Origin of the sequence: Pseudomonas sp. SC3(2021) (genome assembly GCF_019856535.1) — a bacterium.
In the GTDB taxonomy this organism is placed as follows: domain Bacteria; phylum Pseudomonadota; class Gammaproteobacteria; order Pseudomonadales; family Pseudomonadaceae; genus Aquipseudomonas; species Aquipseudomonas monsensis.
Genome location: NZ_CP082236.1, coordinates 4,611,167 through 4,633,894 on the forward strand (window position 1 = coordinate 4,611,167; position 22,728 = coordinate 4,633,894).

The 22,728-nt window shown below is 53.4% G+C and carries 18 protein-coding genes, 1 tRNA gene and 1 pseudogene; 10 read left to right on the forward strand and 10 right to left on the reverse strand.

Annotated features, from left to right (window positions below):
- Positions 1–285 precede the first annotated feature (285 nt).
- The gene (locus tag K5Y35_RS20645) at positions 286–1,041 is read left to right on the forward strand and encodes a hypothetical protein (RefSeq protein WP_222832786.1); all 756 of its coding nucleotides are present in this window, start codon (positions 286–288) and stop codon (positions 1,039–1,041) included.
- 369 nt (positions 1,042–1,410) lie between these two features.
- Here K5Y35_RS20645 and K5Y35_RS20650 read toward each other — a convergent pair.
- Positions 1,411–2,841: pseudogene (locus K5Y35_RS20650) on the reverse strand (IS1182 family transposase).
- A 478-nt stretch (positions 2,842–3,319) separates the two neighbouring features.
- Between K5Y35_RS20650 and K5Y35_RS20655 the strand changes: the two are divergent.
- From K5Y35_RS20655 to K5Y35_RS20675, 5 genes are all read left to right on the forward strand, one after another.
- Positions 3,320–3,910, forward strand: a complete 591-nt coding sequence (locus K5Y35_RS20655) for a fimbrial protein (protein ID WP_123464360.1) — start codon at positions 3,320–3,322, stop codon at positions 3,908–3,910.
- A gap of 44 nt (positions 3,911–3,954) precedes the next feature.
- Positions 3,955–4,671, forward strand: coding sequence for a molecular chaperone (locus K5Y35_RS20660; RefSeq protein ID WP_222832787.1), 717 nt, complete (start codon positions 3,955–3,957; stop codon positions 4,669–4,671).
- A gap of 153 nt (positions 4,672–4,824) precedes the next feature.
- Positions 4,825–7,272 (forward strand): fimbria/pilus outer membrane usher protein, encoded by a 2,448-nt coding sequence (locus tag K5Y35_RS20665; protein WP_222834480.1) that lies wholly within the window; start codon positions 4,825–4,827, stop codon positions 7,270–7,272.
- Between the two features lie 184 nt (positions 7,273–7,456).
- On the forward strand, positions 7,457–8,269 hold the full coding sequence (locus tag K5Y35_RS20670; protein ID WP_222832788.1) for a fimbrial protein: 813 nt from the start codon (positions 7,457–7,459) through the stop codon (positions 8,267–8,269).
- A 215-nt stretch (positions 8,270–8,484) separates the two neighbouring features.
- On the forward strand, positions 8,485–9,483 hold the full coding sequence (locus K5Y35_RS20675; RefSeq protein WP_222832789.1) for a fimbrial protein: 999 nt from the start codon (positions 8,485–8,487) through the stop codon (positions 9,481–9,483).
- Between the two features lie 53 nt (positions 9,484–9,536).
- Here K5Y35_RS20675 and K5Y35_RS20680 read toward each other — a convergent pair whose 3' ends face one another.
- The 3 genes from K5Y35_RS20680 to K5Y35_RS20690 all read right to left on the reverse strand — a co-directional run bounded on the left by K5Y35_RS20680 (position 9,537) and on the right by K5Y35_RS20690 (position 14,385).
- A complete protein-coding gene (locus K5Y35_RS20680) occupies positions 9,537–10,418 on the reverse strand; it encodes an EAL domain-containing protein (RefSeq protein ID WP_222832790.1) in 882 nt (293 codons plus the stop codon).
- Positions 10,419–10,550: 132 nt separating this feature from the next.
- Positions 10,551–13,757 (reverse strand): ATP-binding protein, encoded by a 3,207-nt coding sequence (locus K5Y35_RS20685; protein WP_222832791.1) that lies wholly within the window; start codon positions 13,755–13,757, stop codon positions 10,551–10,553.
- Between the two features lie 10 nt (positions 13,758–13,767).
- Positions 13,768–14,385 carry a response regulator gene (locus K5Y35_RS20690; RefSeq protein ID WP_222832792.1) on the reverse strand — a complete coding sequence of 206 codons (618 nt, stop codon included), beginning with the start codon at positions 14,383–14,385 and terminating at the stop codon, positions 13,768–13,770.
- Positions 14,386–14,701: 316 nt separating this feature from the next.
- Between K5Y35_RS20690 and K5Y35_RS20695 the strand changes: the two genes are divergently transcribed.
- Complete coding sequence (locus tag K5Y35_RS20695; protein WP_222832793.1) at positions 14,702–15,127, forward strand: hypothetical protein; 426 nt, start codon at positions 14,702–14,704, stop codon at positions 15,125–15,127.
- Between the two features lie 482 nt (positions 15,128–15,609).
- Here K5Y35_RS20695 and K5Y35_RS20700 read toward each other — a convergent pair whose 3' ends face one another.
- Both K5Y35_RS20700 and K5Y35_RS20705 read right to left on the reverse strand, forming a co-directional pair.
- Complete coding sequence (locus K5Y35_RS20700; protein ID WP_222832794.1) at positions 15,610–16,095, reverse strand: hypothetical protein; 486 nt, start codon at positions 16,093–16,095, stop codon at positions 15,610–15,612.
- Positions 16,096–16,376: 281 nt separating this feature from the next.
- Positions 16,377–17,582 (reverse strand): MFS transporter, encoded by a 1,206-nt coding sequence (locus tag K5Y35_RS20705; RefSeq protein WP_222832795.1) that lies wholly within the window; start codon positions 17,580–17,582, stop codon positions 16,377–16,379.
- Positions 17,583–17,735: 153 nt separating this feature from the next.
- Here K5Y35_RS20705 and K5Y35_RS20710 point away from each other — a divergent pair, with 153 nt between their 5' ends.
- A complete protein-coding gene (locus K5Y35_RS20710) occupies positions 17,736–18,662 on the forward strand; it encodes a LysR family transcriptional regulator (protein ID WP_222832796.1) in 927 nt (308 codons plus the stop codon).
- A 214-nt stretch (positions 18,663–18,876) separates the two neighbouring features.
- Here the strand turns inward: K5Y35_RS20710 and K5Y35_RS20715 are convergent.
- Positions 18,877–18,964 (reverse strand) — tRNA-Ser (locus K5Y35_RS20715).
- Between the two features lie 122 nt (positions 18,965–19,086).
- On the opposite strand from K5Y35_RS20715, the gene K5Y35_RS20720 reads away from it, so the two are divergent.
- Entirely contained in the window at positions 19,087–19,758 is a 672-nt protein-coding gene (locus K5Y35_RS20720; RefSeq protein WP_123469141.1) for a Bax inhibitor-1/YccA family protein, read from the forward strand.
- A gap of 65 nt (positions 19,759–19,823) precedes the next feature.
- Here K5Y35_RS20720 and K5Y35_RS20725 read toward each other — a convergent pair whose 3' ends face one another.
- A complete protein-coding gene (locus tag K5Y35_RS20725; protein ID WP_123469139.1) occupies positions 19,824–20,150 on the reverse strand; it encodes a YceK/YidQ family lipoprotein in 327 nt (108 codons plus the stop codon).
- Between the two features lie 57 nt (positions 20,151–20,207).
- Complete coding sequence (locus K5Y35_RS20730; protein ID WP_123469137.1) at positions 20,208–20,645, reverse strand: Lrp/AsnC family transcriptional regulator; 438 nt, start codon at positions 20,643–20,645, stop codon at positions 20,208–20,210.
- Positions 20,646–20,779: 134 nt separating this feature from the next.
- On the opposite strand from K5Y35_RS20730, the gene K5Y35_RS20735 reads away from it, so the two are divergent.
- On the forward strand, positions 20,780–21,673 hold the full coding sequence (locus K5Y35_RS20735; protein ID WP_222832797.1) for a DMT family transporter: 894 nt from the start codon (positions 20,780–20,782) through the stop codon (positions 21,671–21,673).
- A gap of 3 nt (positions 21,674–21,676) precedes the next feature.
- On the opposite strand, the gene K5Y35_RS20740 is transcribed toward K5Y35_RS20735, so the two are convergent.
- Positions 21,677–22,726, reverse strand: coding sequence for an FUSC family protein (locus K5Y35_RS20740; protein WP_222834481.1), 1,050 nt, complete (start codon positions 22,724–22,726; stop codon positions 21,677–21,679).
- Positions 22,727–22,728 lie beyond the last annotated feature (2 nt).

The following is a 22,728-nucleotide window of genomic DNA, read 5'->3' on the forward strand; positions in this document are numbered from 1 at the left end:
GCCTTCCAATATGTTGAGAAATTCCAGGTCAACATGGACGTCCGCTTCGAGTGGACTGCGGCCCTTGACGACAGGCAGAAATCGGCCAGAAGCGTACGGTCGTGATCTGTTGCCTCTAACGATTGGCAGAGCTCGACCAATATCTACCGATGATCAGCGCGTGCGTTCAAACTCATATTGGGGTCACTGCCGAAGTGCAAACGCAGTATCTGCCGAGCAGAATTCCGAGAGAACCCAACGGTCTATCCTTCAAGACTTGACTCCACTTGATCAGGGCGCTGATGTATGAACTCTTTCTGGATCGCACTGGGCATTTTTGGGTGCCTCGTTTCTGCCTCGCTTCTCATGATGCAGTGGTATCCCAAGCTGGCATCCCACCACAGGGATGACGACACTAACTCCGTAATTCGTCTGGTAGCCAACATTTTTGTGGTTATGACATCGCTGGTCTTTGGCTTGATGATTAATTCTGCCAAAAACACTTTCGAGTCGATTGACGCAAACTTCCATGGGTATGCAACCAGCATGATCATTTTTGATCGGACACTGCGGGGCTATGGCGATGCGGCAAAAGACACGCGAACTCGCCTGATCACCTATCTTGAGCGCGCTATCGAGACTCCGTATCGGGGAGACGAGGCGCTGCAGCATCGTAACAGCGAGGCGGCTAAATACCTGGATGATATAGGCAAGTCTTTGGCTCTTATAAAGCCCCCGGACCGCTACCATGAAACGATGCTGCAGGATATTCGTCAGCAATATCATTCGCTCATCGAGCAACGCTGGAGGATCGTCGAGCAGTCAGAGGGAGCGATTCCTGGCCCGCTCATTGGGATGCTTGTTGCTTGGTTGACGCTCATTTTCGCCAGTTTTGGATACCGCGCTCCCCGTAATTCGATGGTGACAGGAATGTTCATCATCTCGTCATTGCTCATTGCGGCTTCCGTTTACCTTGTTTTGGACATGGATGTGCCATTTCATGGTCCTATCCAGATATCCGACGAGCCCCTGCGCAGGGCGCTCGCAGTAATGCAACTCTAGGGGCGCGAAACGCGCTGGCGTCCTGAGTCGTGGCCTCGAGGCGGACCACTTATTTGCGGAAACGAAGTTGGCCGGTATTTGGCGTTCTGGGTAGGCTCATGATCGCCCTAGACTTCAAGCTGCAATCGAGAGACTGCGCTTGATGGAAAGTGACTTTCATCTGAAGTGAGATTTGCAGCCAACCTGATCAGCCGTAACAGGCAGGACACGATCCAGAGTGTGTAAAAACGCTCAAGGCCTCATCGTCTTGGATCATTGACGTTCGTGGCTGAACGATCGCATGGCAAATGCTGCGTATTGCATCAGTCGCGACCTTGAACACGTCAACGCTGTTTTTACAGTCTCTGGGATGGGCCAAAATCAGCTTTTTTATGCCGACAGCGCCTTCATTAAATCGTGAGCACCGATGATTTTCATGACCCGTTTCATGTTGTAGGCGAGCACATTTAAACTCATCTCCGCGCCCACCCCGGCCAGCTTTCGCGTCAGGAAGTGCGTCGCACCCATTCATTGTTTGAGCGTCCCGAAGGGATTCTCAACCGTCCGCTTTCGGACTCGCATCATCTCCGGTGCTTTGCTCAGCCGAAGCTGCATCTCCTCCAATACGGCTTCATGCTCCCAGCGTCGAACTCGTCGTTCCGTGCTCGGTGTGCACTGCGCTTTCAGCGCGCAGCCCTGGCATTTCGAACTCCAGTAACGATGCAGCTTCAGGCCTTTTTCAACGTAGGAGTAGTGCCAGATCAGCGCCTCTCCAGCCGGGCAAATGTATTCGTTTTTTGCCGCGTCATAGATGAAGGCATCGTTATTGAAACGCCCGTCAGCCTTGGCTCCAGAGGTCATCGGCTTGGGCACATAGGCGGTGATGCCGGCATCGTGACAAGCCAGGATTTGTTCGCTTTTGAAGTAACCTCGGTCAGCCACTATCGACAACGCATCTGACGCCATCGCCTCTCGGGCTTGCTTAGCCATCGAGCTGAGTTGATCGCGATCTGAACCAACGTTGGTCACCTCATGCGCAACGATCAAATGGTGCTGCGTATCGACCGCTGTCTGCACGTTATAGCCAACAATTCCCGTGCCGCGCGTCATCATGGATCGGCTGTCTGGATCGGTCAGTGAGACCTGTTTATCCGGTGATTCATTGAGCTGAATTTCGATCGCCTGAAGCTCTTTCATTTGAATTTTGAGCTTGGCGATTTTCTCTTCCAGCCGCACGGCGCTGGGCTCGGTAGCTGTTGGTTCTTGCCGATCAGCAGCATCGAGTGCCGTCAGGTAACAGTTGATGCTCGATTCAATTTCTTCCATTCGCCGCTTCAGTTTGGCGCTGGTGAAATTGCGGTCGCGATTGTTGACGGCTTTAAATTTGCTGCCATCGATGGCGACCAGATGTTCTCCGAACAGTCCCAACTGCTGACACAACACGACGAACTGGCGGCAGACGCCTCGGATGGCTTTGCTGTTGTCTTTTCGGAAGTTGGCGATGGTCTTGAAGTCCGGCATCAAACGCCCGGTCAACCACATCAGTTCGACGTTGCGTTGGGCTTCTCGCTCCAGGCGTCGGCTCGACTGGATGCGGTTGAGATAACCGTAGATGTAGATCTTCAACAAGACCGAGGGATGGTAAGCAGGTCGGCCAGTGTCGGCTGGAATGGCACCGTCAAAACCCAGTTTGACCAGGTCGAGTTCGTCGACGAAGACGTCGACTACGCGCACCGGATTGGTATCGCTGACGTAGTCGTCGAGGCTCTCGGGAAGTAAGGTGCCTTGGCCTCGATTTTTACCTTGGATAAAGCGCTTCATGGGCGATCCCTGCGATGAAATCCTCAGAAATCATAGCAAGTGTTCGCGAAGGCGTTTTTACACACTCTGGGCCCATAGCTGCCGGCCAGAAAACTGGTGTATGGAGTCTGCACTTGAAACCTCAAAAACATTTTTTCCTTATTCACTCAGTCAGATGAGATCGAGAGGTTGAATTGCGGTGTTGATCTTGAGAGAAGCAGCTACAGCTCAAAAAATACATAGACTGTAGACATTCAGAACATGCTCAATCGCTTTTTTAGATGTATGAAGCCCATTTAGGCGCTGTGAATTGCGTCGTTATTTTAAATGTCGTGGATGTCGGGAGATGTAATTTTTATTAGTGTTTTTAGATTCGAGAAAATTCTTGGATGAAAACAAGCTGCGTCTTGTATGTCTCAGTCGCTTGTATGGCTAAAGTGTAGCAGCGCTTTATTCAGCGCCAATCAACATAGCGATGCCTATAGGGATTATTCATCCAATGAAAACACTTAAGTTCGTACTGCTGACTTCGGCAATCGGTGCGTTAGCTAATACCGCGCTGGCAGCTGATGGCACCATCAATTTCACTGGCGAAATTATCGCCGCTTCCTGCGTCGCATCTTCTGGTGCGGGTACATCTGTTGGGGGGGGCGTTGGCAATCAGACCGTTGACGTGAACTTGGGCAAGGTGAGTCTGGACTCTCTCACTGGTTCCGCAGGTGGGGGGATTGCCGCTGGTAAAACGATCAACCTGAATCTGGATTGCGGTAATACCGCCGCCGGTTTGACCACCGTCAAACTCGGATTTGACCCGATGGCTGGTTCCGGCATCGATCAGAAGAACAATAGTCTGTTGAAGACAACGGGTTCCGCTAAAGGTGTAGGCATCGGGATGTACGACGCCGATAACAACCTTATCAATCTTTCCGCGAACGAAGCGTACTCCAGTGCGTTGGTAAAGAGCGGTGAAAATGAGAACGCCAAGTACACCGCCAACCTGACCATGCGTGCCGCTTACGTTGCCAACGGCGACGATCTGGAAGTGGGCACGGCTCTCGGAACGCTGCCTTTCACATTGAGTTACGAGTAACTGTCCAGCGCGGAGTGTAATGCTCCGCCTTCAAGAGGTTATGAATGAACGCCACGTTAGTTTTACGCTGCTTCCTGCTGGCGGCGCTGTTTGTCTGCCCCGATATTTGTGTGGCAGGCATCCAGGTGAGCGGAACGCGGATAATCTTCCCCGCGTCCGACCGTGAAGCCACCATTCAAGTGCGTAATGAGGGCGCTGAGGACACGATGATCCAGTCTTGGATCGAAGCTGCTACGGGCGAAGCCGAGGCAAATATTCCTTTTGCGATCACGCCGTCCCTTGCTCGCCTGAGTTATAAAAAACAGCAATCGTTGCGCATTTTTTACCAAGGCAGAGGATTGCCAGTTGACCGTGAATCGGTGTACTGGCTCAGCATTCAGGAAATTCCGCAGTTGTCGGACTCGGAGAACACGCTGCAAGTAGCCTTTCGCCAACGGCTGAAAGTGTTTTATCGACCTTTGAAACTTCCAGGCTCACCAGATGAGTCGGCCGAAAACCTCAAGTGGGGCTGGGTGAGTGATTCGGATCAATCGAAGTTGTCGGTCAGTAATTCCTCTGCATTTTATGTTTCGCTGGCAAGTGCGTCGATAGTAGTCAACGGCAAAGAGTACGCAGTTGATACGGAGATGGTCAGCCCAGAAAGTCACTCCGAAATGAATGTAAAAGGTGTTGCCGGTAAACCTTTTGGTAGCGCAGAAGTTCGCTGGGAGTCCGTCAATGATTATGGCGCACTAGTCAAGCATCAAGCGGTTATTAAGTAGAAAAGCGCGTAAATCTAATCTCTTGAATTTTCATTTAATGGATAAAGGCTCAGGGATCGCGTTGCGCATAAGGATATCGTTATGAAAAGTTTCCTATCGCACGTCGAGCAATTAAAACATTCAAAGTCGAGCTTCAGTGGCCTGTTTTCCTATATGGCTGCATTGGGTGTATTGGGCGCTACCCACGCCAACGCGGCGCAGTTCAATCCAATGTTTCTCAAGGACAAGGGGGCTGAAATCGATCTACGTTATTTCGAACAATCCAGCGGCGTAGTGCCAGGTACATACAGCGTTGACCTTTATTTGAATCAGCGTCTGGATCGTCGGCAGGAGATTACCTTCCAGGTAGACGCAGATGCCGAAAGCGCCGCCCCACAAGCGGTCCTGACGCTTGGACTGCTGCACGATATGGGGGTCAATATCCAGCGCCTGAAGCAAGAGGGGATTATCTCCCCAGACAGCAGTGACGACGACGCGGTCGAGTTGTTGCGAATCGACGGGGCGTCGGTCGAAGTCGACGTGGCCAGGCTGTCGCTTTACGTCAGCATTCCACAAGCCTATATCCAGCGTCGCGCCCGGGGTTATGTTGATCCGTCGCTGTGGGATGACGGTATCACTGCGGTGTTCAGCAGCTATCAATTGAACTTCAGCCGCAATACCGGTAACGGTTTCAATAGCGATTATGGATACCTTGGCCTGCGCAACGGTCTGAACATCGGCCAGTGGCGACTGCGCAATGAATCATCTATCAGTCAAGGCACCGGGACACCGCGGACCTTTACCAGTAACCGCAGCTACCTGGAGCACGATGTCACCCTTCTCAAGGGACGATTCGCGCTAGGCCAGCTTTATAGCAACGGCGATATTTTCGATAGCAGTCGTTTCATCGGCGTACAGCTAGGCTCCGACATCGGCATGTTGCCGGATGACGAGGCTGGCTACGCGCCGGTCGTGCGCGGCATTGCCGAAACCCAGGCTACGGTAGAAGTTCGTCAGAACAGCTACGTGATTTACTCCACCTCGGTTTCGCCGGGCGCTTTCGAGATCCGCGATATTTATCCGGGTGGTTCTAACGGCGACCTGGAAATTACCATCATCGAATCCGACGGCCGCGAACGTAAGTACAGCCAGGCGTACGCCTACTTACCGGTGATGACTCGGCGCGGCAACTTTCAATACAGCCTGTCACTGGGCAACTACGACTATGAAGGCGCAGTGTCACCACGCTTGATTCAGGGTACGGCGGTGTACGGCGCTACCGATAACCTCACGACCTATGGCGGCGTGCAGGCCACCGATGGCTATACCGCGCTTAACTTGGGTGTGGGTGTGAACTCCGTGCTGGGGGGCACTTCGGTAGACGTAACCAACAGCCGTTCGCGACTAGATTCCGGCCAGGTGACGACAGGGCAGAGTGTGCGGTTCCTGTACTCGAAAACCCTGAGCAAGACCAACACCACCTTCACCATGGCGGGTTACCGCTATTCCACATCAGGGTATCGAACCTTAAGCGAACACATTGACGAACTGGATCCCGCCAATCACTACAGCAACCGTGGCCGCCCGAAACATCGCCTCGACTTGAGCATCAACCAGACCCTCGGCCGCAACGGCTCGTTGTTTCTCAGTGCAGGCGAGACCAACTACTGGGATCGCGCCGGCAGTGCTCGACGATTGCAGGTCGGCTACAGCGGCAGTGTGGGCGTGGTGAGCTACAGCGTGTCGGCCTCACATACGCAAAGCGCTGATCGCTCACGCGATTCGGATAACCAGTTGGCGTTTTCGGTCAGCGTGCCCTTCGGTGACCGCAGCCGCTCCCAGCGCTTCTACAGCAACCTGACCACCGACGGTAAGGGTCAGGACAACCTGCAAGGTGGCGTGGCGGGTTACCTCAATGATGAGAGCACCTTGTCCTATTCAGCTCAGGCCGGGCTGGCCGGTAACGAGCGCTCAAGTGGTATTGGCCTAGGTTGGGATGCGCCGTCGGCGAAGTTGGCCGCGAACTATTCAACGTCTGGCCCTTCCCGTCATTTGGACGTGACCGCGTCCGGCTCGGTGGTGGCCCACAGCGGCGGTGTGACGTTTGGTCAGCCGGTGGGTGAGACATTCGCACTTGTCGAAGTTCCTAATGTGAAAGGTGTGGCTGTCGAAGGCTCTACGGCTCGAACTGACAGCGCGGGATACACGATCGAGAGCTATGTGCAGCCGTATCGCTACAACTGGGTGAACCTCGATACACAGACGTTGGGCAGCGATGTTGATGTCACTGAAACTTCGCAACAATTGGTCCCGCGGCGTGGTTCGATAGTTAAGGCTAGCTTTGAAGCCTCAAGCGGCCGACGCGTGCAATTTAACCTGCTTCAAGCAAATGGCAAAAAGCTGCCTTTCGGGGCACAACTCTTTGATGAGGCTAATAGATTGTTAGCCGTGGTGGACAACCAATCACGCGCATTGGTGTTTGGCATAAAAGAGCACGGGCGATTGACGTTAAACTGGGTCGGCGGAAACTGCACAGTCCCCTACAAACTCCCTGAGCGCGACCCATCAGTTGTGTATGACCAAGTTAAAGTTACATGCGATTTAAGCTTGGCGATGGAGTAGTTATATGAGATTTTTAGTTCGCTCTCTAGCGGTTCTGTTTTTTATCTTAGGCCTCGTTGAGGCGAGGGCCGGAGTGTGTCACTGGAGTTTATATACATCCCGCCCCGGCGGCACTGACATGAGGTCGTGGACTGTTATTGGACCTTCTCTATTGGGTTTGCGTAAAGTTTCGGTTGGATCTGTGATGGCCAGCTCTGCGGAGCTTGTTGTTCATAATGAACAACGACAGGTTGATTGTCCTTGGCCACAATATCCCATGTTGCGTGAAGAGGCTAGTTTTAAGGGCTTAGAGCTGGTGGATGGATTCAGTAATGTTTACAAGACCGGAATTGCTGGAGTAGGTGTAAGATTCTTGAGTCTGGATTTATTCAAGGGTGTATTGCCGTTATCTGCCGAGTACAAGAATGGCAGTGTTAGCACATATGGTAATGTTCCAAATAAAATAAAAATGGAGTTTGTTCGAACTTCGCGTGACGTTGCAGTTGGTGGTGTAAGAATGAATTTTTCAATTAATTACCAAATTAATGGTTGGAATGCTGCGGAGATCAGAATAAGTGGCGTCACGACGTTTGAGTCTACAAACTATTTCAGCGGTTGCACCGGTATTGAGAAGCTTAATATTTCTATGGGGAGCGTGCTTGCAACGGAAATAGGAACTCAAAATAGATCCTTTAATCTTGATGTGCTGTGCTCCGGTATGCCTGCCGGGACCAAAGTACCGGTTAAAGTTTATTTTGACGGCAGCTCTGATGGCGCCGGGCTATTGAACGTGGACCCAGGGGGCGCTGAGGGCGTCGATATCTTGTTAGTAAATGATCGGGGGGTGAGGCTGCCATTCTCACAGGGTAATGCTTTAGCGATGACATGGATGCGAAGTGAATCCAAGGGAGAGATCTATCGACTACCCGTTGTTGCTGAGTATGCGAAAAAGGTTTCGCAAAAAATTCGCGCGGGTAAGGCTAACGCGACGTTGAATTACATTCTGGAATACAACTGAAGTAAATGCACGTGTTGGTTAAATCTTAATGCGCGTTGAACTTGATTGATGTTCAGTCTGTGCACTGGTTTTGGTACAAATAACGTTGTCGAGCGACTCGGCGCTGAAGCGGTAGTCAATGCAAAGTTTCCTACAAACTTCCTGGGTGGAGTGCTTTTGTAATCTATGGTCAGCTCGAATCGGTCTGGGGTGTTTTGTTTTTTGAGTATTAATAAATGAAAATCAAAGATTTAATGTTTGTTTTTTTATTCGGAGTTTTGTGGGGTGAGGCCGTTGAGGCAGTCGACTTTGATAGATGCGGATGGCGCACTTTAGCTGGCAATATCAGTGGGTACGACGTGAGGTTTTGGAGTATTACTGTTCCTAGTTCAATTTTCTTGCGGAAGGCCGAAGTGGGGTCAGTAATGGCTAGCACCCCAATAATTGATGTTCATTACGAAACTTGGCAAATAATTTGCCCTCTAGCTGTAGCTCCAATGTTGCGTAATGTCACCATCGTAGAGCAAGTGGAATTAGTTGAGGGCTATACGGATGTCTACAAAACCGGACTGGCCGGCATAGGGATGAGAATTGAAAGTGTAGGTTTTTACAAAGCGAGGGTTCCTTTTGTATGGGAGTATGCAAACTCCATTAGCCAGACTACATCTATAATAAATAAAGTTAGAGTCGACTTTGTTCGTACCTCGCGGGATGTGGCAGCAGGTGAAGTCAGGGTGAATTTCAGAATTAATGAATACGTAAATGGCTGGAAAGCAGCAGAGGTTAATATTGGTGGCGTAACAAAATTTGACTCTCCTAATTACTTTGGCGGGTGCGTAGGGCTAGAAAAGCTCGATATTTCATTGGGCAGGTTTTTTAGATCGGAAGTAGGCTCAGATCGAAAACGTTTTAATCTGGACGTGTTGTGTTCCGGTATGTCTGCTGGCACGAAAGTACCCGTTAAAGTTTATTTTGATGGGAGTTCGGATGGACCGGGAAGGCTGAACTTGGAGCCAGGGGGCGCCAAAGGCGTTGAGATATCCTTGCTCAGTGACAAAGGTGTCGGGCTGCCATTCTCTCAAAGCAGTGCCTTGGCCATGACCTGGATGCGGAGCGAACCCAATGGAGAGGTGTATCGCCTACCAGTTGTCGCTGGATATGCGAGAAAGGTCTCGCAAAAAATTGAAGCGGGCAAGGCCAACGCCACGTTGAACTACGTTCTCGAATACAACTGATATCGCTTGGTTCTAAAAGAGGCGTGAGTGAACAGCTCTTATCACGCATCCTCTCAAGACTGAGCACGGAAATCTCGATAGGGTTTAGTCATCCAGCCTTCAAACGTATCAATCAACATAGGTTTTACGCAAAAGAATCCTTGACCCACACGAGCCCCCATCTGCTCCAAACTATCGCGTTGCTCCACCGTTTCAATGCCTTCCACCACCAATGACACCCCCAGCTCTTCGGCGAGCGCCAGCGCATGACGAATGACCGCCTGATGACGACCGGGCCTGCCAACAAAACGGGTGAAATCTCCGGCCAATTTGATTTCATGGAAGGGCACCTGGCATAGACGCAAGAGCGATGAATAACCCGTTCCGAAGTCATCCATTGACAGCCTCACTCCCAAATTGCTCAGTCGATTTAGCTGTTCAACGCAGCCAGCAGCATCGGCCGGGTCGTCCTCTGTGATTTCAAAAGTCAGCATTGATAGCGGCAAACGGTGCCGGAGCAACCGCGTCTTCAAACCATCGATGAACAGGCTGTTCTGCAACTGCCCAAGGGACACATTGAAGGCCAAGCCAAGCAGCGCACCCTGTTCGTGGAGTTTGAGTTGTAGCGCCAACCCTTGCTCAAGCAATTCAAACAGCAACTCGTCGAGCCATTGCTTACGCGTCATCAACGGGATGAAACTTGCCGGGCCGAGTACGCCGCGGGTTGGGTGGTGCCAGCGTGCGAGGACTTCTGCCGCGTCCACCTTGCCCGTTCGCAAATCGAACTTGGGTTGCAGATATGCTCGAAACTCTCGGCGCCAAAGCCCACGTAGAACATCATCGGCATCTGGCAAATGAGTGCGCGCTTTGAGTAGATATGAAAATTCAAGCTCTCGATGCGTAGCCTGTTGAACTAGGGGATTTGACACGAGTGCAAGCGGGGAACGATTTGGCATGGGGAAGGGTGATCGTTTGGAATACTTCCCAAGCTTAGGTGGGCACCCGCTGACAACACGAAAGATCCATCTGTTGTTCGCCCGGTTTTTTCTGGAATGACACCAAGATTTTCCTTGCTCGGCACGCAGTATTCATTCCTGACGTAGTGACCGGCTGATCCCCTCCAGTTTCCGGATCAAAGCGCTTACCGCCTCATGCATCTCCACGGACATCGTGCCTTGCGCGCATAAATCCTCGATTTCGATGCACTGCTCAAGAAGGCCAGAGTGATTGAGCAGGTAGGCGGTGCCCTTGAGCTTGTGCACGATCCGTATGACGTCCTGCGGGTCGCGCTTTTCCAATGCGTGACTCAGGGCTTGACCTTCGACACCGTTGCTTTGAATGACTTCTTCGGCCATCGCCCCCCGGATGTCATTCAGGGGGGACGACGTAGTTTCGGACGGCTGCTTATCCGTACCCCGTTTGGGAATCCAGCGATTGAGGACGGCGAGGGTGATCGGCTTGGCCAGCGAATGGTCCATGCCTGATGCTATGCAGCGATCCAGTTCTTCTCGCTGAGCATCGGCAGTCAACCCAACGATGATGCATGGTCGAACGCGCTGGCTGCGTTCTAGCTGACGGATCATCTTGGTCATCTCGTGCCCGTTCATCTCGGGCATGTTGCAGTCGGTGATGACGATGTCGATCTCGTTCTCTTGCCAGATTGCCACGCCTTCAAGGCCGTTGTTTGCGGTCAGTGCACGATGCCCCAGGTAAGCCACTTGCTGATACAGCAGGTATTGACTTGGCAAATGATCTTCGACGATCAGGACGGCCAGCGGCGAATCGTCTAATGGAGCAGCGTGCTCTGCCGGGTTAGCGCCAGTCACTGCAATCTCGGCGCTGACGCGCTGGAGGTGAACACTGAACGTCATGCGAGTGCCAACATCTGTTTCGCTCTTAGCCTCCAGATGGCCTCCCATCAATTCACTTAATGCCAAGCAAATCGGTAGACCGAGGCCGGCCCCTGCATTGCGGTCGCTAACAGCCTCGCGCGTTACGAAGAATGGTTTGAAAATCTGATCGATGTGTGTGGCCGGAATGCCTGCTCCTGTGTCGCTGACGCTGATCACAAAGTGCAGGGTGCTATTACTTGCGGCTGTTACCTTGCAATGAATGTCGACAACGCCACGCTCAGTGAACTTGATCGCATTGCTCAGGAGATTGGACAGGATCTGTTTGACTTTCAACCCGTCTACCCAAACCAGCTCTGCGGCCATCGGATCAATGTTCACGTGTATCTGCAATTGCTTTTGTCGCGCCAAGCCAGAAAACACATTGCTCGTCGACTCGATCAAGTCCTTGATCCGGGCGGGCTCGGGCGTCAAAGTCAGCTTGCCTGACTCGATGCGCGAGATGTCCAAAATGTCGCCGATAAGCGCCAGCAAGTGGGTCGCTGACTCATACGCGATGTGGACGGACTGTGCATTGAGCCGGGCGTTATCCTGGCGGGTGAGCACCAGTTCCAGCATGCCGATGATGGCATTGAGCGGCGTGCGGATTTCGTGACTCATGGTGGCCAGAAATACAGACTTGGTGCGGCTGGCTTTTTCGGCGGACTCCTTTGCCACTTCGAGTTCGTCGAGGAGGAGCTTGCGTTGCTTCAGATCGCGCCGCTCGCGCTGAAGGCGACGGCGCTGAAGCATGATCAGCAACCCGGCCACCAGCAGCAAGGCTCCCAACACTTCAAAAGATCGCCAGATGTAGGAAGCGACCCCCTCCCAGTATTTCTCGTCGGTGGCGGAGTTGGCGCGCCAGCGTCCGATGATCTGCGGGTAATCCCGAGGGGGTATTTCCAGCATGGCTTTGTTGATAATGGAGATCATCAGTCGTTGCGCTTCGGGCGCAGCCAACACGATCTTCGCGTTATCAAGATCCAGAAGGCCGCCGACTTTAAGGCTGGTCTCGTATTTAAAAGACAGGTAGTAACGTGCCACGTTTGAAGGCGACAGGACGAAGTCAACGTCTCCGTCGCGCACCAGTTTGAAGGCTTCGCCCATGGTGTCGGTTTCTTCGAAACGGGCGTTGGGGAATTGCAGGGCAAGCGAAGCAGGCAGCAAATAGCCTTGGGCGACTGCAATGGTCGCGGTGCTGTGTTGATCGAGGATCGCTGTCTCGTCGTTACGCATGACAAACAGGTAGGGCGCGGTGGCCAGGGATCGGCTGTGCAAGTACGGCGATGGCGCGCGGCTGATTTCAGTGAGGATGCCAAGATTCGCCTCACCGTTGACTAACAGGGAATTGGCCTCGCTCAACGAGCTGACGCGGATAATCTCGAAGCGTAATCCGGTTTTGCGTTGAATGATGCCCAGCAAGTCCGAAGCGATACCATTGAAACGGCCGTTACTGTTGAAAAAGGCATAGGGCGCCAAGTCTTCGCTGACCGCCAGTTTCACCGTGGTGTTGTTATCAAGCCAGGCACGTTCAGGGTCTGTAAGGCGGTCGCGAAAGCTGCCAAGGTCACAGTCCTCGATGTCAGCCCACAGCTGTTGGGCGCGGACCATGGTGCAACGGTCGACACCCTGCAAACCTTGCGCGAGCAGACCTGCCAGAATTGAGTGGTCTTCGCGAACCGCGAAAGCCACTTTAATTTCCTGCGGCGCAGTATCCTGGTTAACCTCCAACTGATTGCTGAACAACTGGCTGGACATGTAATTGGTGGAGTAGGTATCGCCAAGGTAAACATCCGTGTCACCAGTCAGCACAGAGGCCAAGGCTGCCAGGGGAGAGGCATAGAGCGCGAAGGCACCTTGGCCGCCGCTGCGTTGATACAAGTCAAGGGCGTCTTTGCTGGCAACGGCGATCCGCGTGCGTGCGTCATGCGTGTTGTAGGCGTGAAGGTCGCCTCCTTCAGAAAGCAGCGCCAATTCTGTCAGTGCGTAAGGTGGCGTCAGATGCACCCCGAAATCGGTCGCATCTTGAGGTATGGCGCTGCCCACCAAATCAATCTGTCCTGAGTGCAATGCTTCGTAGGCGGCTTTTGCTGAATCGAACGGCCGTACTTTGAACTCAATGCCAAGCTCACGCTGCATCGCCACCAGATAGTCAGCCGTCAAGCCCTCGTAGCTGTGATGCTCAGTCATGATGCCGAAGGGTGGGAAGGTGTCAGTGGTTACGCCGACAATCAACGCTTGCTTTTGCTGAAGCCATTCGCGTTCTTGTTGGTTGAGCTGCACCTTCACGCTGTCGAGCGGTTGCCGCGCATGGGGTTGCAGATCGTCAGCCCCGGCGTCTGGAATGCGCCAGCCTATCGCCAACAGGACAAGGAAAACGCTGAGTAGTGCAAATGTCGGTTTCATCAGGCCAGCGTCAAATGAGGTTGTGCTGCTTGGCTATGCTGGCAAGTTCAATCACTGACGTGACATTGAGTTTCATCAGAATGTTAATTTTATGACCGCTTACCGTTTTGCTGCTCAGGTTGAGCCTTTCTGCTATTTCACGGTTGGGCAGCCCATCGGCTAGCAGTTTGAGAACCTGCATCTCACGATCCGTAAGGTTTCCAAGATCATCCGAGGCAACGGCTCCTGCGAACAGCGGTATGGCGTCTCTTGGAAAGTGCACATAGCCCTCGGAAATGATTCCAACCGCCTTGATCAATTGGGTAATTGGCTCGCTCTTGCTGACAAAACCACTGGCGCCGGCGTGCAGGCAGCGGGTGGCAAAGGTTTCTTTGATCTGAGACGTGAAAACGAGCACCCGGGTAGCGAGCTTCTCCCGAGTGATTCGCTTCAAGACTGCCAAACCGTCCATTCCTTCCAGGCCGATATCGAGAATGACGATGTCTGGCTTCAGCGACTCGATCATCTGGAGGGCATTAATGCCGTCGGACGCTTCACCGATTGTTTCGTAGCCAATCGACGCAAGCGCCAGGCTGATGGCGTGGCAAACTACCGGATGATCATCGACGATCAATACTCGTTTACTCATAAATCTCAAATCCGCGTAGTGACGAGGGGGGACGATAATCTTCTGACATTCGATGCCACTCACAATCCGGCTTGCAAAAGAAGCGAACGATTACTTTTGAAGATCTCAGTCGTTTACAGCGCGATGCCTGCTATTTGCGATAGAAATTATCGCAGGTAAAAGCTTAGCTCGACACCGGCTTTTCGCTGACCTGGATCCCGATTTTTCTGTCTCGGGAGCAAGATTTTTCTTGGTTGAAACCAGTGCCTTTGATTCTGGTTAAGAATCAAGAAAATTCTGGAAACCCATGAGATCAATCTCGTAGAAAAGTAAGGGTGTGGAGTTAAGTTTCTTTGCTTTTGCATTGGGTCAAGCTATGCGCAAGGGGATGGGAAAGATCGTCATGCTCAACAGAAACTTCAGTTCTCTCTACCGGTACGCCGAAGAGCTCAATAAGGTTGGTTACTACTCACTTAGTTCATACACAAACATCAACGAGGTAGTCGATCTGCTGGAGGCAGGAGAGCACTTCGAATACCTGGTCTACGATTCGTTTGACTTGGATATGGATGCAGGCTACCTAAAAATGTTGGCTAGGTTTTGCGCTATATTTTCGATTGTTGCGGTCTCGGACGTAAATTCTACCCAACGTCAAAACCTGATCCTATGGGCTAGAAGCTATGCAATTCCGCTCTGGGGCGTGTTGCAGTCACCTCTTCGCACAGCAGAGCTTTATGAGCTAGTAGAGGATTGTGGGCGATAGTAGATGCCAAGCGCTATATGACAGGCAGGAGGCATGACTGCTCATGACCTGACTGGTACGTCCGCTTTTGGCCGGAGGCTACCTGTTGAAGGCTACCCCCATACCTCCGAGTGTCGAGGCCGAACCAGTTATGTCAGAAGGGTAGGGTTGCGGAAATGGCCGAAAAGATGCGGAAACGATCCATACTGAGAGGAGCAAAATTCCCGAATCCCAGAAACAACAAAGCCCTGAATAATCAGGGCTTTGTCGGTACAAAATATGGCGGAGGCGATGGGATTCGAACTGATGGACCTATTACAGTCGACGGTTTTCAAGTCCATGACTAAAACGAGTAATTTCAATTGGTTATGATCAGAGTATTCCGCTTTGATTGTGCGCAAATGTCACTCGGTATGGCCGCTAACGGCCAGAAGCGGACGCTCCCGAGTATTGACTTTATCAGCGGAGATTCAGAGCTGGGGTTGAGTTGAGTTGAGGCCAAGCTAATCCCCAAGCTCGAATTGCTGAAACCCTACACGCCTGACGTAAACCCAAAAGTCATGACTTGGCTCATACTGCTCCATGCAAACCCTGTGAACCTGGCCCAGCTCATCTTCGTCGATCAGGATACGATCCCAATCGAAGTCAGGGTTCGTGGAAATGGCGTAACTAGGGTAAGGTTTGTCGAGATCGAAGTGGATCGAGTAAACGAAAAACGGAGATTCCCCCGGCATGTAGGTTTCGTACAACCGCATCAGTTCGGGCATCTGTGCTTTACAGTGCTGTTCGGCGAACTTCAGTACTTGGGGTAAATCATCCCACGCGGCGTTGACCGCGCGTTGCGCGGCGGCGACCCTGGCGCGAGGTGGCTCGTCATTGCGATGTTGGACGTAAATCAATCGGCTGCCGAATTGGTATTCGCATTGCCAGACACCCGATGGAGCACGCCAGTGGCCAAGCATGGATTCGGTCAGTAAATTGATGCCCATATGGGTGCCACATATTAAAAGGTGTTCAGGGTACCCTCTCAAATACCGACCTGGGAAGGCCGTAGGCATTTGGGCTATTTGCCCGAAACCCATGGGGATCCCATCGGCAGCAATGGGACGAAAGCAGCTTCTTGTAAAGGGCAGCTTTTGGCCGAAAGCAATCGATCGTGAGCGTCAGCTTTTGGCCGGTTTCAGCCTGTCGCGACAGATCAAAATCGAACCAAAAGCGGATATTTTTAAGGTGATTTTTGATTCCTAATCGTCTTTCTCATTGCTGCCCTTCAATCAGGATTCATATCCGTTGTAGCGCTCAAATTGGAAGCTCCTAGGAAGTAAAACATTCCACCTGCAACAATGAAGAGCGCAAGCATGTAGAAGATGTAGTGGGGAGGCTGAGTCGCCAATACGATTCCGCAAAGCACCGGCCCCAGCGCCGCGCCGAGGTTGGACAGGTTTTGTGCTCCGTAATACATGCCGCGCAGGTTGTCCGGAGCGATTTTGTCGATGAACATGTACTCGGCGGGGAATACGATGATCTCGCCGACCGTAAAAATGGCTATGGAAATGACCCAGAGCAGGATAGAGGTCGACAGGGCAAAACCCGCCAACCCCATCATGAACATACTCAGTCCCGCGACCAGCCACAGATTCAGATGCCTGTGAGAGATCTTCCTGCCTATGGAGTATTGCAAACTGATCACCATCAGCGCATTGGTCGCCACAACGGTACTGATGATCTGGTAGGTGGATTCTGGTGTAGTAGTGACCACCAGATACTGGGAGAGATAAGCGGTGAACTGGCCAAAAACCACCGCACTAAGCAGCCCACCAAGGGTGAAACACACCAACCGATAATCTTGGAGTAACAGTTTTCCCACGGCCAGAAACGGTACTGGTTTCTGAGCTGAATCGGTGGCGTTCAGGTCTCTATTGCCCCAAACAAAATAGATGAAAAAGAATCCTGCTCCAAGCCCGGCTGATAACAGGAATGGCAAGCTGAGATCCAGTTTGGCCATGCCAGCGCCAAGAAACGGGCCGACGGCATACCCGATGTTGGTCAGCGTATATTTGATCGAGAAAACTTCGCTGCGATCAGTGACGGGAAGCAGGCTGCCAAATCCTGATTTAATCGCGATATCAATGACCGCATAAGCCAGGTTGATCAGTACCAGGCAGCTGTAGAACAGCCAAAGTTCGCGAGCCAGAAACGTCCCTAGAAACCCCAGCGTGAACACGCCACTGAAGGCCAGGATCAGCCGGTAACTGGACATCTTGTCGACCAGAAAACCACCGTAAAGACTCAATAACGACCCAATGATCAGTGTGCTGCCTATAACCAGGCCGATATCGGCGACGCTTAAGCTGAAACTGCCGGAAAGGTAAATGACCAGATAGGGCAGGGTAATTGCCCGCGCCAAGGTCAATATCAGGGACGCCGACAGCAGCAAATTTATTGTTGTCGGATAGTTTTTTAGCGTGGCCAGCATCCTTGCCTCATCGTTCAGCAGGTTGTTTTGATAGCGTTTGTCAGTCGCAAAGTGTTGATTGATGCGCGAATCAAGCTTACTGGGGAATTATGTTCTGATTTATGATGTTTTTTATCATATCGACAGAATTCAATTCATGAATGCGGGGCATACATGTTTTCCTCCGAACGTTTAAAGGGCATTGATGTATTTGTCTGCGTTGCCGACTCCGGCAGTTTTAAAGGCGCTGCCGAGCGGATGAGTCTGACGGCTTCGGCAATCAGTAAAGGGATAGCTCGATTGGAGAGCAGGCTTGGGACTCGGTTGTTCCACCGTACAACTCGAAGCTTGTCACTGACGGATGCGGGGATTGCGTTCTATCGCACATGTACAGGCGTGCTGGCTGAGCTCGAAGAGGCTGAGCTGTCCCTACTTGCCGAAAACACTGAACCTCGCGGCAGGATTCGCATTGACCTTCCAGGTGCATTCGGCCGCCTGCAGGCACTTCCGGTCATTCTGCGGTTTGCCCAGGAACATGCACTGCTGCTGCCGCACATTTCGTTTTCCGACCGTTTCATCGATCCTATCGAGAAAGGTGCCGATATCGTCGTACGCATCGGTGGTTCGGACGTTTGGCCCGCCACATTGGGGCACCGCTATCTGGGCAGTGAGTGGCATATCTTCTGTGCGTCTCCCGCATATTTGAGTAAGCACGGCACGCCCTTGACCGATCGCGACCTGGAAAATCATCAGTGCATCGCTTACGGCTGGGCGGATGGGACGGTTAGCCCTTGGAGTTTTTCAGGACAGCATCCGGGCGAAATTGAACGCAGGGCGATAGCCGCAAAATTCGTTGTGGGAGATGGCGAAGGTTTGGTAATCGCGGTATCGGCGGGATGCGGGATCGCGCAGTTACCGTCATGGTTGATCGAACGTCAGCTTGAAGAGGGGACATTGGTTGAAGTGCTTCCCCAGTTGGCAACCGAAGGCCAGGCGATCAATCTGATTTGGCTAAAGAGCCGTCAGGCGCTTCCCAAGGTCAGTGCATTATTGGAGGCGCTTGCCGCTGGTTTGGTACCGTCTGCTAGCAAAATTCAATGACCGCTTATGGCCGAAAGCGGTCTACTGAGCATTCAATGCTACCGACGCGCTGTGCTTAGTTTGATTTGTTTAGCACCAACTTAACGGTGTCAGAAGGGTAGGGTTGCGGAAATGCCCGAATAGATGCGGAAACGATCCATAGAGAGAGGAGCAAATTTCCTGAATGCCAGAAACGACAAAGCCCTGAATAGTCAGGGCTTTGTCGTACATAAGATGGCGGAGGCGATGGGATTCGAACTCATGGACCTGTTACAGTCGACGGTTTTCAAGACCGTTGCCTTAAACCACTCGGCCACACCTCCGTTGCGTTGCGGGCGCCATAATACCTGAATGAAACACACTGTCAAACTCTCTGCATGGCTTGTTACAGAGCGTCTGTTATGATCTTTGCGACTGAACGTTTCAAACCAACAGGAGTGTCGCCATGCGCGAACAGGATTACGCAGTTAATAACAGCGTGCAGGCTGAGCAGCTAGAGGTTAGCCGCGTCCTGCGCAACACTTACGGTCTACTGGCTCTGACCCTGGCTTTCAGCGGCGTGATGGCGTTCGTGGCACAGCAGATGCGTGTGGGCTACCCGAACATCTTCGTGGTGCTGATCGGCTTCTACGGGCTGTTCTTCCTTACCAACAAACTCCGTGACTCCGCGTGGGGCCTGGTGTCCGCGTTTGCGTTGACCGGATTCATGGGTTTCCTGCTCGGCCCGATCCTCAACCGTTACCTGGGCATGCAGGGCGGCGCTGAAGTGGTCAGTTCGGCGTTCGCGATGACCGCGCTGGTGTTTGGCGGTCTGTCGGCCTACGTGCTGATCACCCGCAAGGACATGAGCTTCCTCGGTGGTTTCATCACCGCCGGTTTCTTCGTCCTGCTGGGGGCAACGCTGGCGAGCATGTTCTTCCAGATCAGCGGCCTGCAACTGGCGATCAGCGCCGGCTTCGTGCTGTTCTCGTCGGTGTGCATCCTGTTCCAGACCAGCGCCATCATCCACGGCGGTGAGCGCAACTACATCATGGCGACCATCAGCCTGTATGTATCTATCTACAACCTGTTCGTCAGCTTGTTGCAGATATTCGGCATCATGAGCCGCGACGACTGATCGCCAGACTGGCATCAACAAAAAACCCGCATTTGCGGGTTTTTTGTTGCCTGCTGAAAATGCACCTAGTTGATGACGATGCTGCCATCGGCGTGCTGTTTGTAGACGGTATAAGGCAGTAAAAACGTATCGAGCACCCCGGACGCCGCTGCATCGATGAGGATGCCGAAGTTCGCGTTGTTGTGCTGGAACGTGTCGACACCTTCGCGCACTTCGGCGTTCATCAGGCAGAAGTCGTAGGTCACACCGCTGTAGATCCGTGGCACGGCGCCGCAGTAGCTTTTCTCTCTCTTGAGGCTGTCGGCGGTGTGCTTGTCGCTGCTCACTACGGTTTGCACCGTACCGCAACCATTGAGCACCAACGCCATCAGCATCACTGCATAACATTTCATACCGCCAATCCTTAGCTGGAAAAACCTCAATCTACGCCGAACGTGAAGAAAAAGCACTCAAGCCATCGGCGGCAGCCGGCGCTTGACGGGGGTCTTTTTGACAATCGCGGTATTGGTTTCGGCCAAGGTATTGAGGCGGTCGAGCAGGGTGTCCAGTTGTTCCATCGAACGCACATGCAAGCGGGCAATGAAACAGTCCTCGCCGGTGACCTTGTCGCACTCGGTAAACTCTGGAATCGACAGAATCTGCCGCTCGACTTCCTGCAACTGTCCCGGCAGCGGGCGCACGCGGACGATCGCCTGCAACTGGTAGCCGAAGCATTTGGGGTCAATCTCCACGGTGTAGCCCTTGAGCACGCCGCGCTCTTCCAGGCGACGCAAGCGCTCGGCCACGCTCGGCGAAGACAGGCCGCTGAGTTGCGCGAGCGCCTTGAGTGAGCGCCGCGAATCTTCCATCAAGGCGCCGATCAGGATCTGGTCGATGTCGTCAGTCATAAAAACTCCTGAATTAGGCAACTGAAAGAAACTACCCACTATAAAAAAGGCAGATAGCGAGTTTAGCCTGCTTTTTGCGCTGGAGTGGCCCCGGCTCCACTTGGCATACTTTTGCTACACAAGAGGAGACTGAAATGGACAAGACAATCCGCCGCGGCTCATTTGAAATGACTGCAGCCATGCTGATATCCGGGACGATCGGCTGGTTTGTGCTGGTGTCCGGGCAACCGGTGCTGGATGTGGTGTTCTGGCGCTGCGTGTTCGGCGCCGGCACCTTGCTGCTGATTTGCGCGGCATTCGGTTTTCTGCGCCCGGGCATGCTGACCCGCACGACGTTCCTGCTGGCCGTGCTCAGCGGCGTAGCGATTGTCGGCAACTGGGTGCTGTTGTTTGCTTCGTACTCCCGGGCGTCGATTGCCATCGGCACCGCGGTGTACAACGTGCAGCCGTTCATGCTGGTCGGGTTGGCGGCGCTGTTTCTCGGCGAGAAAATCACCCTGCAGAAGCTGTTCTGGCTGGCGATCTCGTTCATGGGAATGTTGGCCATCGTCAGTGCCCACGGCACCCAGGCCGAGAGTGGCGGCGACTATCTGACAGGCATTGCGCTGGCATTGGGCGCAGCGTTTCTCTACGCGATTGCCGCGCTGATCATCAAACGCCTGACCGGCACACCGCCGCACCTGATCGCGCTGATTCAGGTCTGCACCGGCGTGATGTTGCTCGCACCGTTCGCGCATTTCAGCGCACTGCCGCAAGCACCGACTGCGTGGGCGAGTCTGGTGACGCTGGGCATTGTGCATACCGGTTTGATGTACGTGCTGCTGTACGGCGCGATCCAGAAACTGCCGACGGCATTGACCGGTGCGCTGTCATTTATCTATCCGATTGCAGCGATTTTCGTCGACTGGTTCGCCTTCGGCCATCGCCTGGAGATCCTGCAATGGGTCGGCGTGGCGGCGATCCTGCTGGCGGCTGCCGGCATGCAGCAGGGCTGGGGGTTGAAAATTCGCCGGCTCGCCGCGCAGTAACGCTCAGATGTTCCAGCGCGGTGCGGTTTTCGCCAGGCGCTGGCGCATCTCGGTGATGTTCGCAGCCAGTTGCCGGGTCAACAGTCGATAGCCATCCAGCGCGCTGTAAACCGGCACATCCAGCTTCACCTCCGCCAGTTCCAGAGGTCGATCAAGGCGTTGTGCAGCGCCGGTTTTCAGGGCGCGAGCCATGCCGATCAACTGCACGCGAATCTGCCGGTGTTCAGCCTTTAGCGCCGATTGCAGATGAGCCATGGCTTGCGGATCGTTGGCGTCCGGACGGGTATTGCCGAGGATTTCCAGGGTGCTGATGCACATGCGCAGATTGCGCTGGATCGCATCGAGTTCGGTCATCGAGATCTTCACTTCCTTGGACACCGACGGCATCAGCGAGCGCAGTTGCACCATCACCGCGCCGAGGCGCGCCATCAGTTTCAGATGTTCATCGGCGCTGACCGGATGGCCGCTGATGATCCGTCCGTACACCGTGGCGCAATCGCGCAAGGCATCGGCCAGGTTGTAGCGCCACGAATACACAGCGTAAAGCGGCAAGGCAAACGAGAACGCCAGTGCCAGCGCGATGCCGATCAGGATATCGACGCCGCGCCACAAACCGTCCGTGATCGGATTATCGCCATGCCCTGCGACGATGAACACGGTGATCGCCGAGAGCAGGGCGGTGTAGCCACCCTTGCCGATGGCGTGATAGGAAAAGAATCCGCAGACCACCGCCATGGCGAAATAGGTCAGCCACGGCATACCGAGCCACGCCTGCTGCGCGACCAGCAGCAAACCGACGCCGGCGCCGATCAAGGTGCCGGTGGCGCGTTCAGCGGCTTTTTTGCCAATGTTGCCGTGATGCTGCAAACCGCCAATCACCACCAGCATGGTCACCGACGCCCACTCGCCGTGGGGCAGGTTGATGCCGGTGGTCAGCAGGATGGTCGCCAGCAACCCCAACGCCACCCGCACCGCGTGGATCACTCGGGCGTGCCGGTAGCGCCGGTACGGGTCCAGCAGCGGACGCAGGATTCGGCGCAATAGCGGAGGCAGTC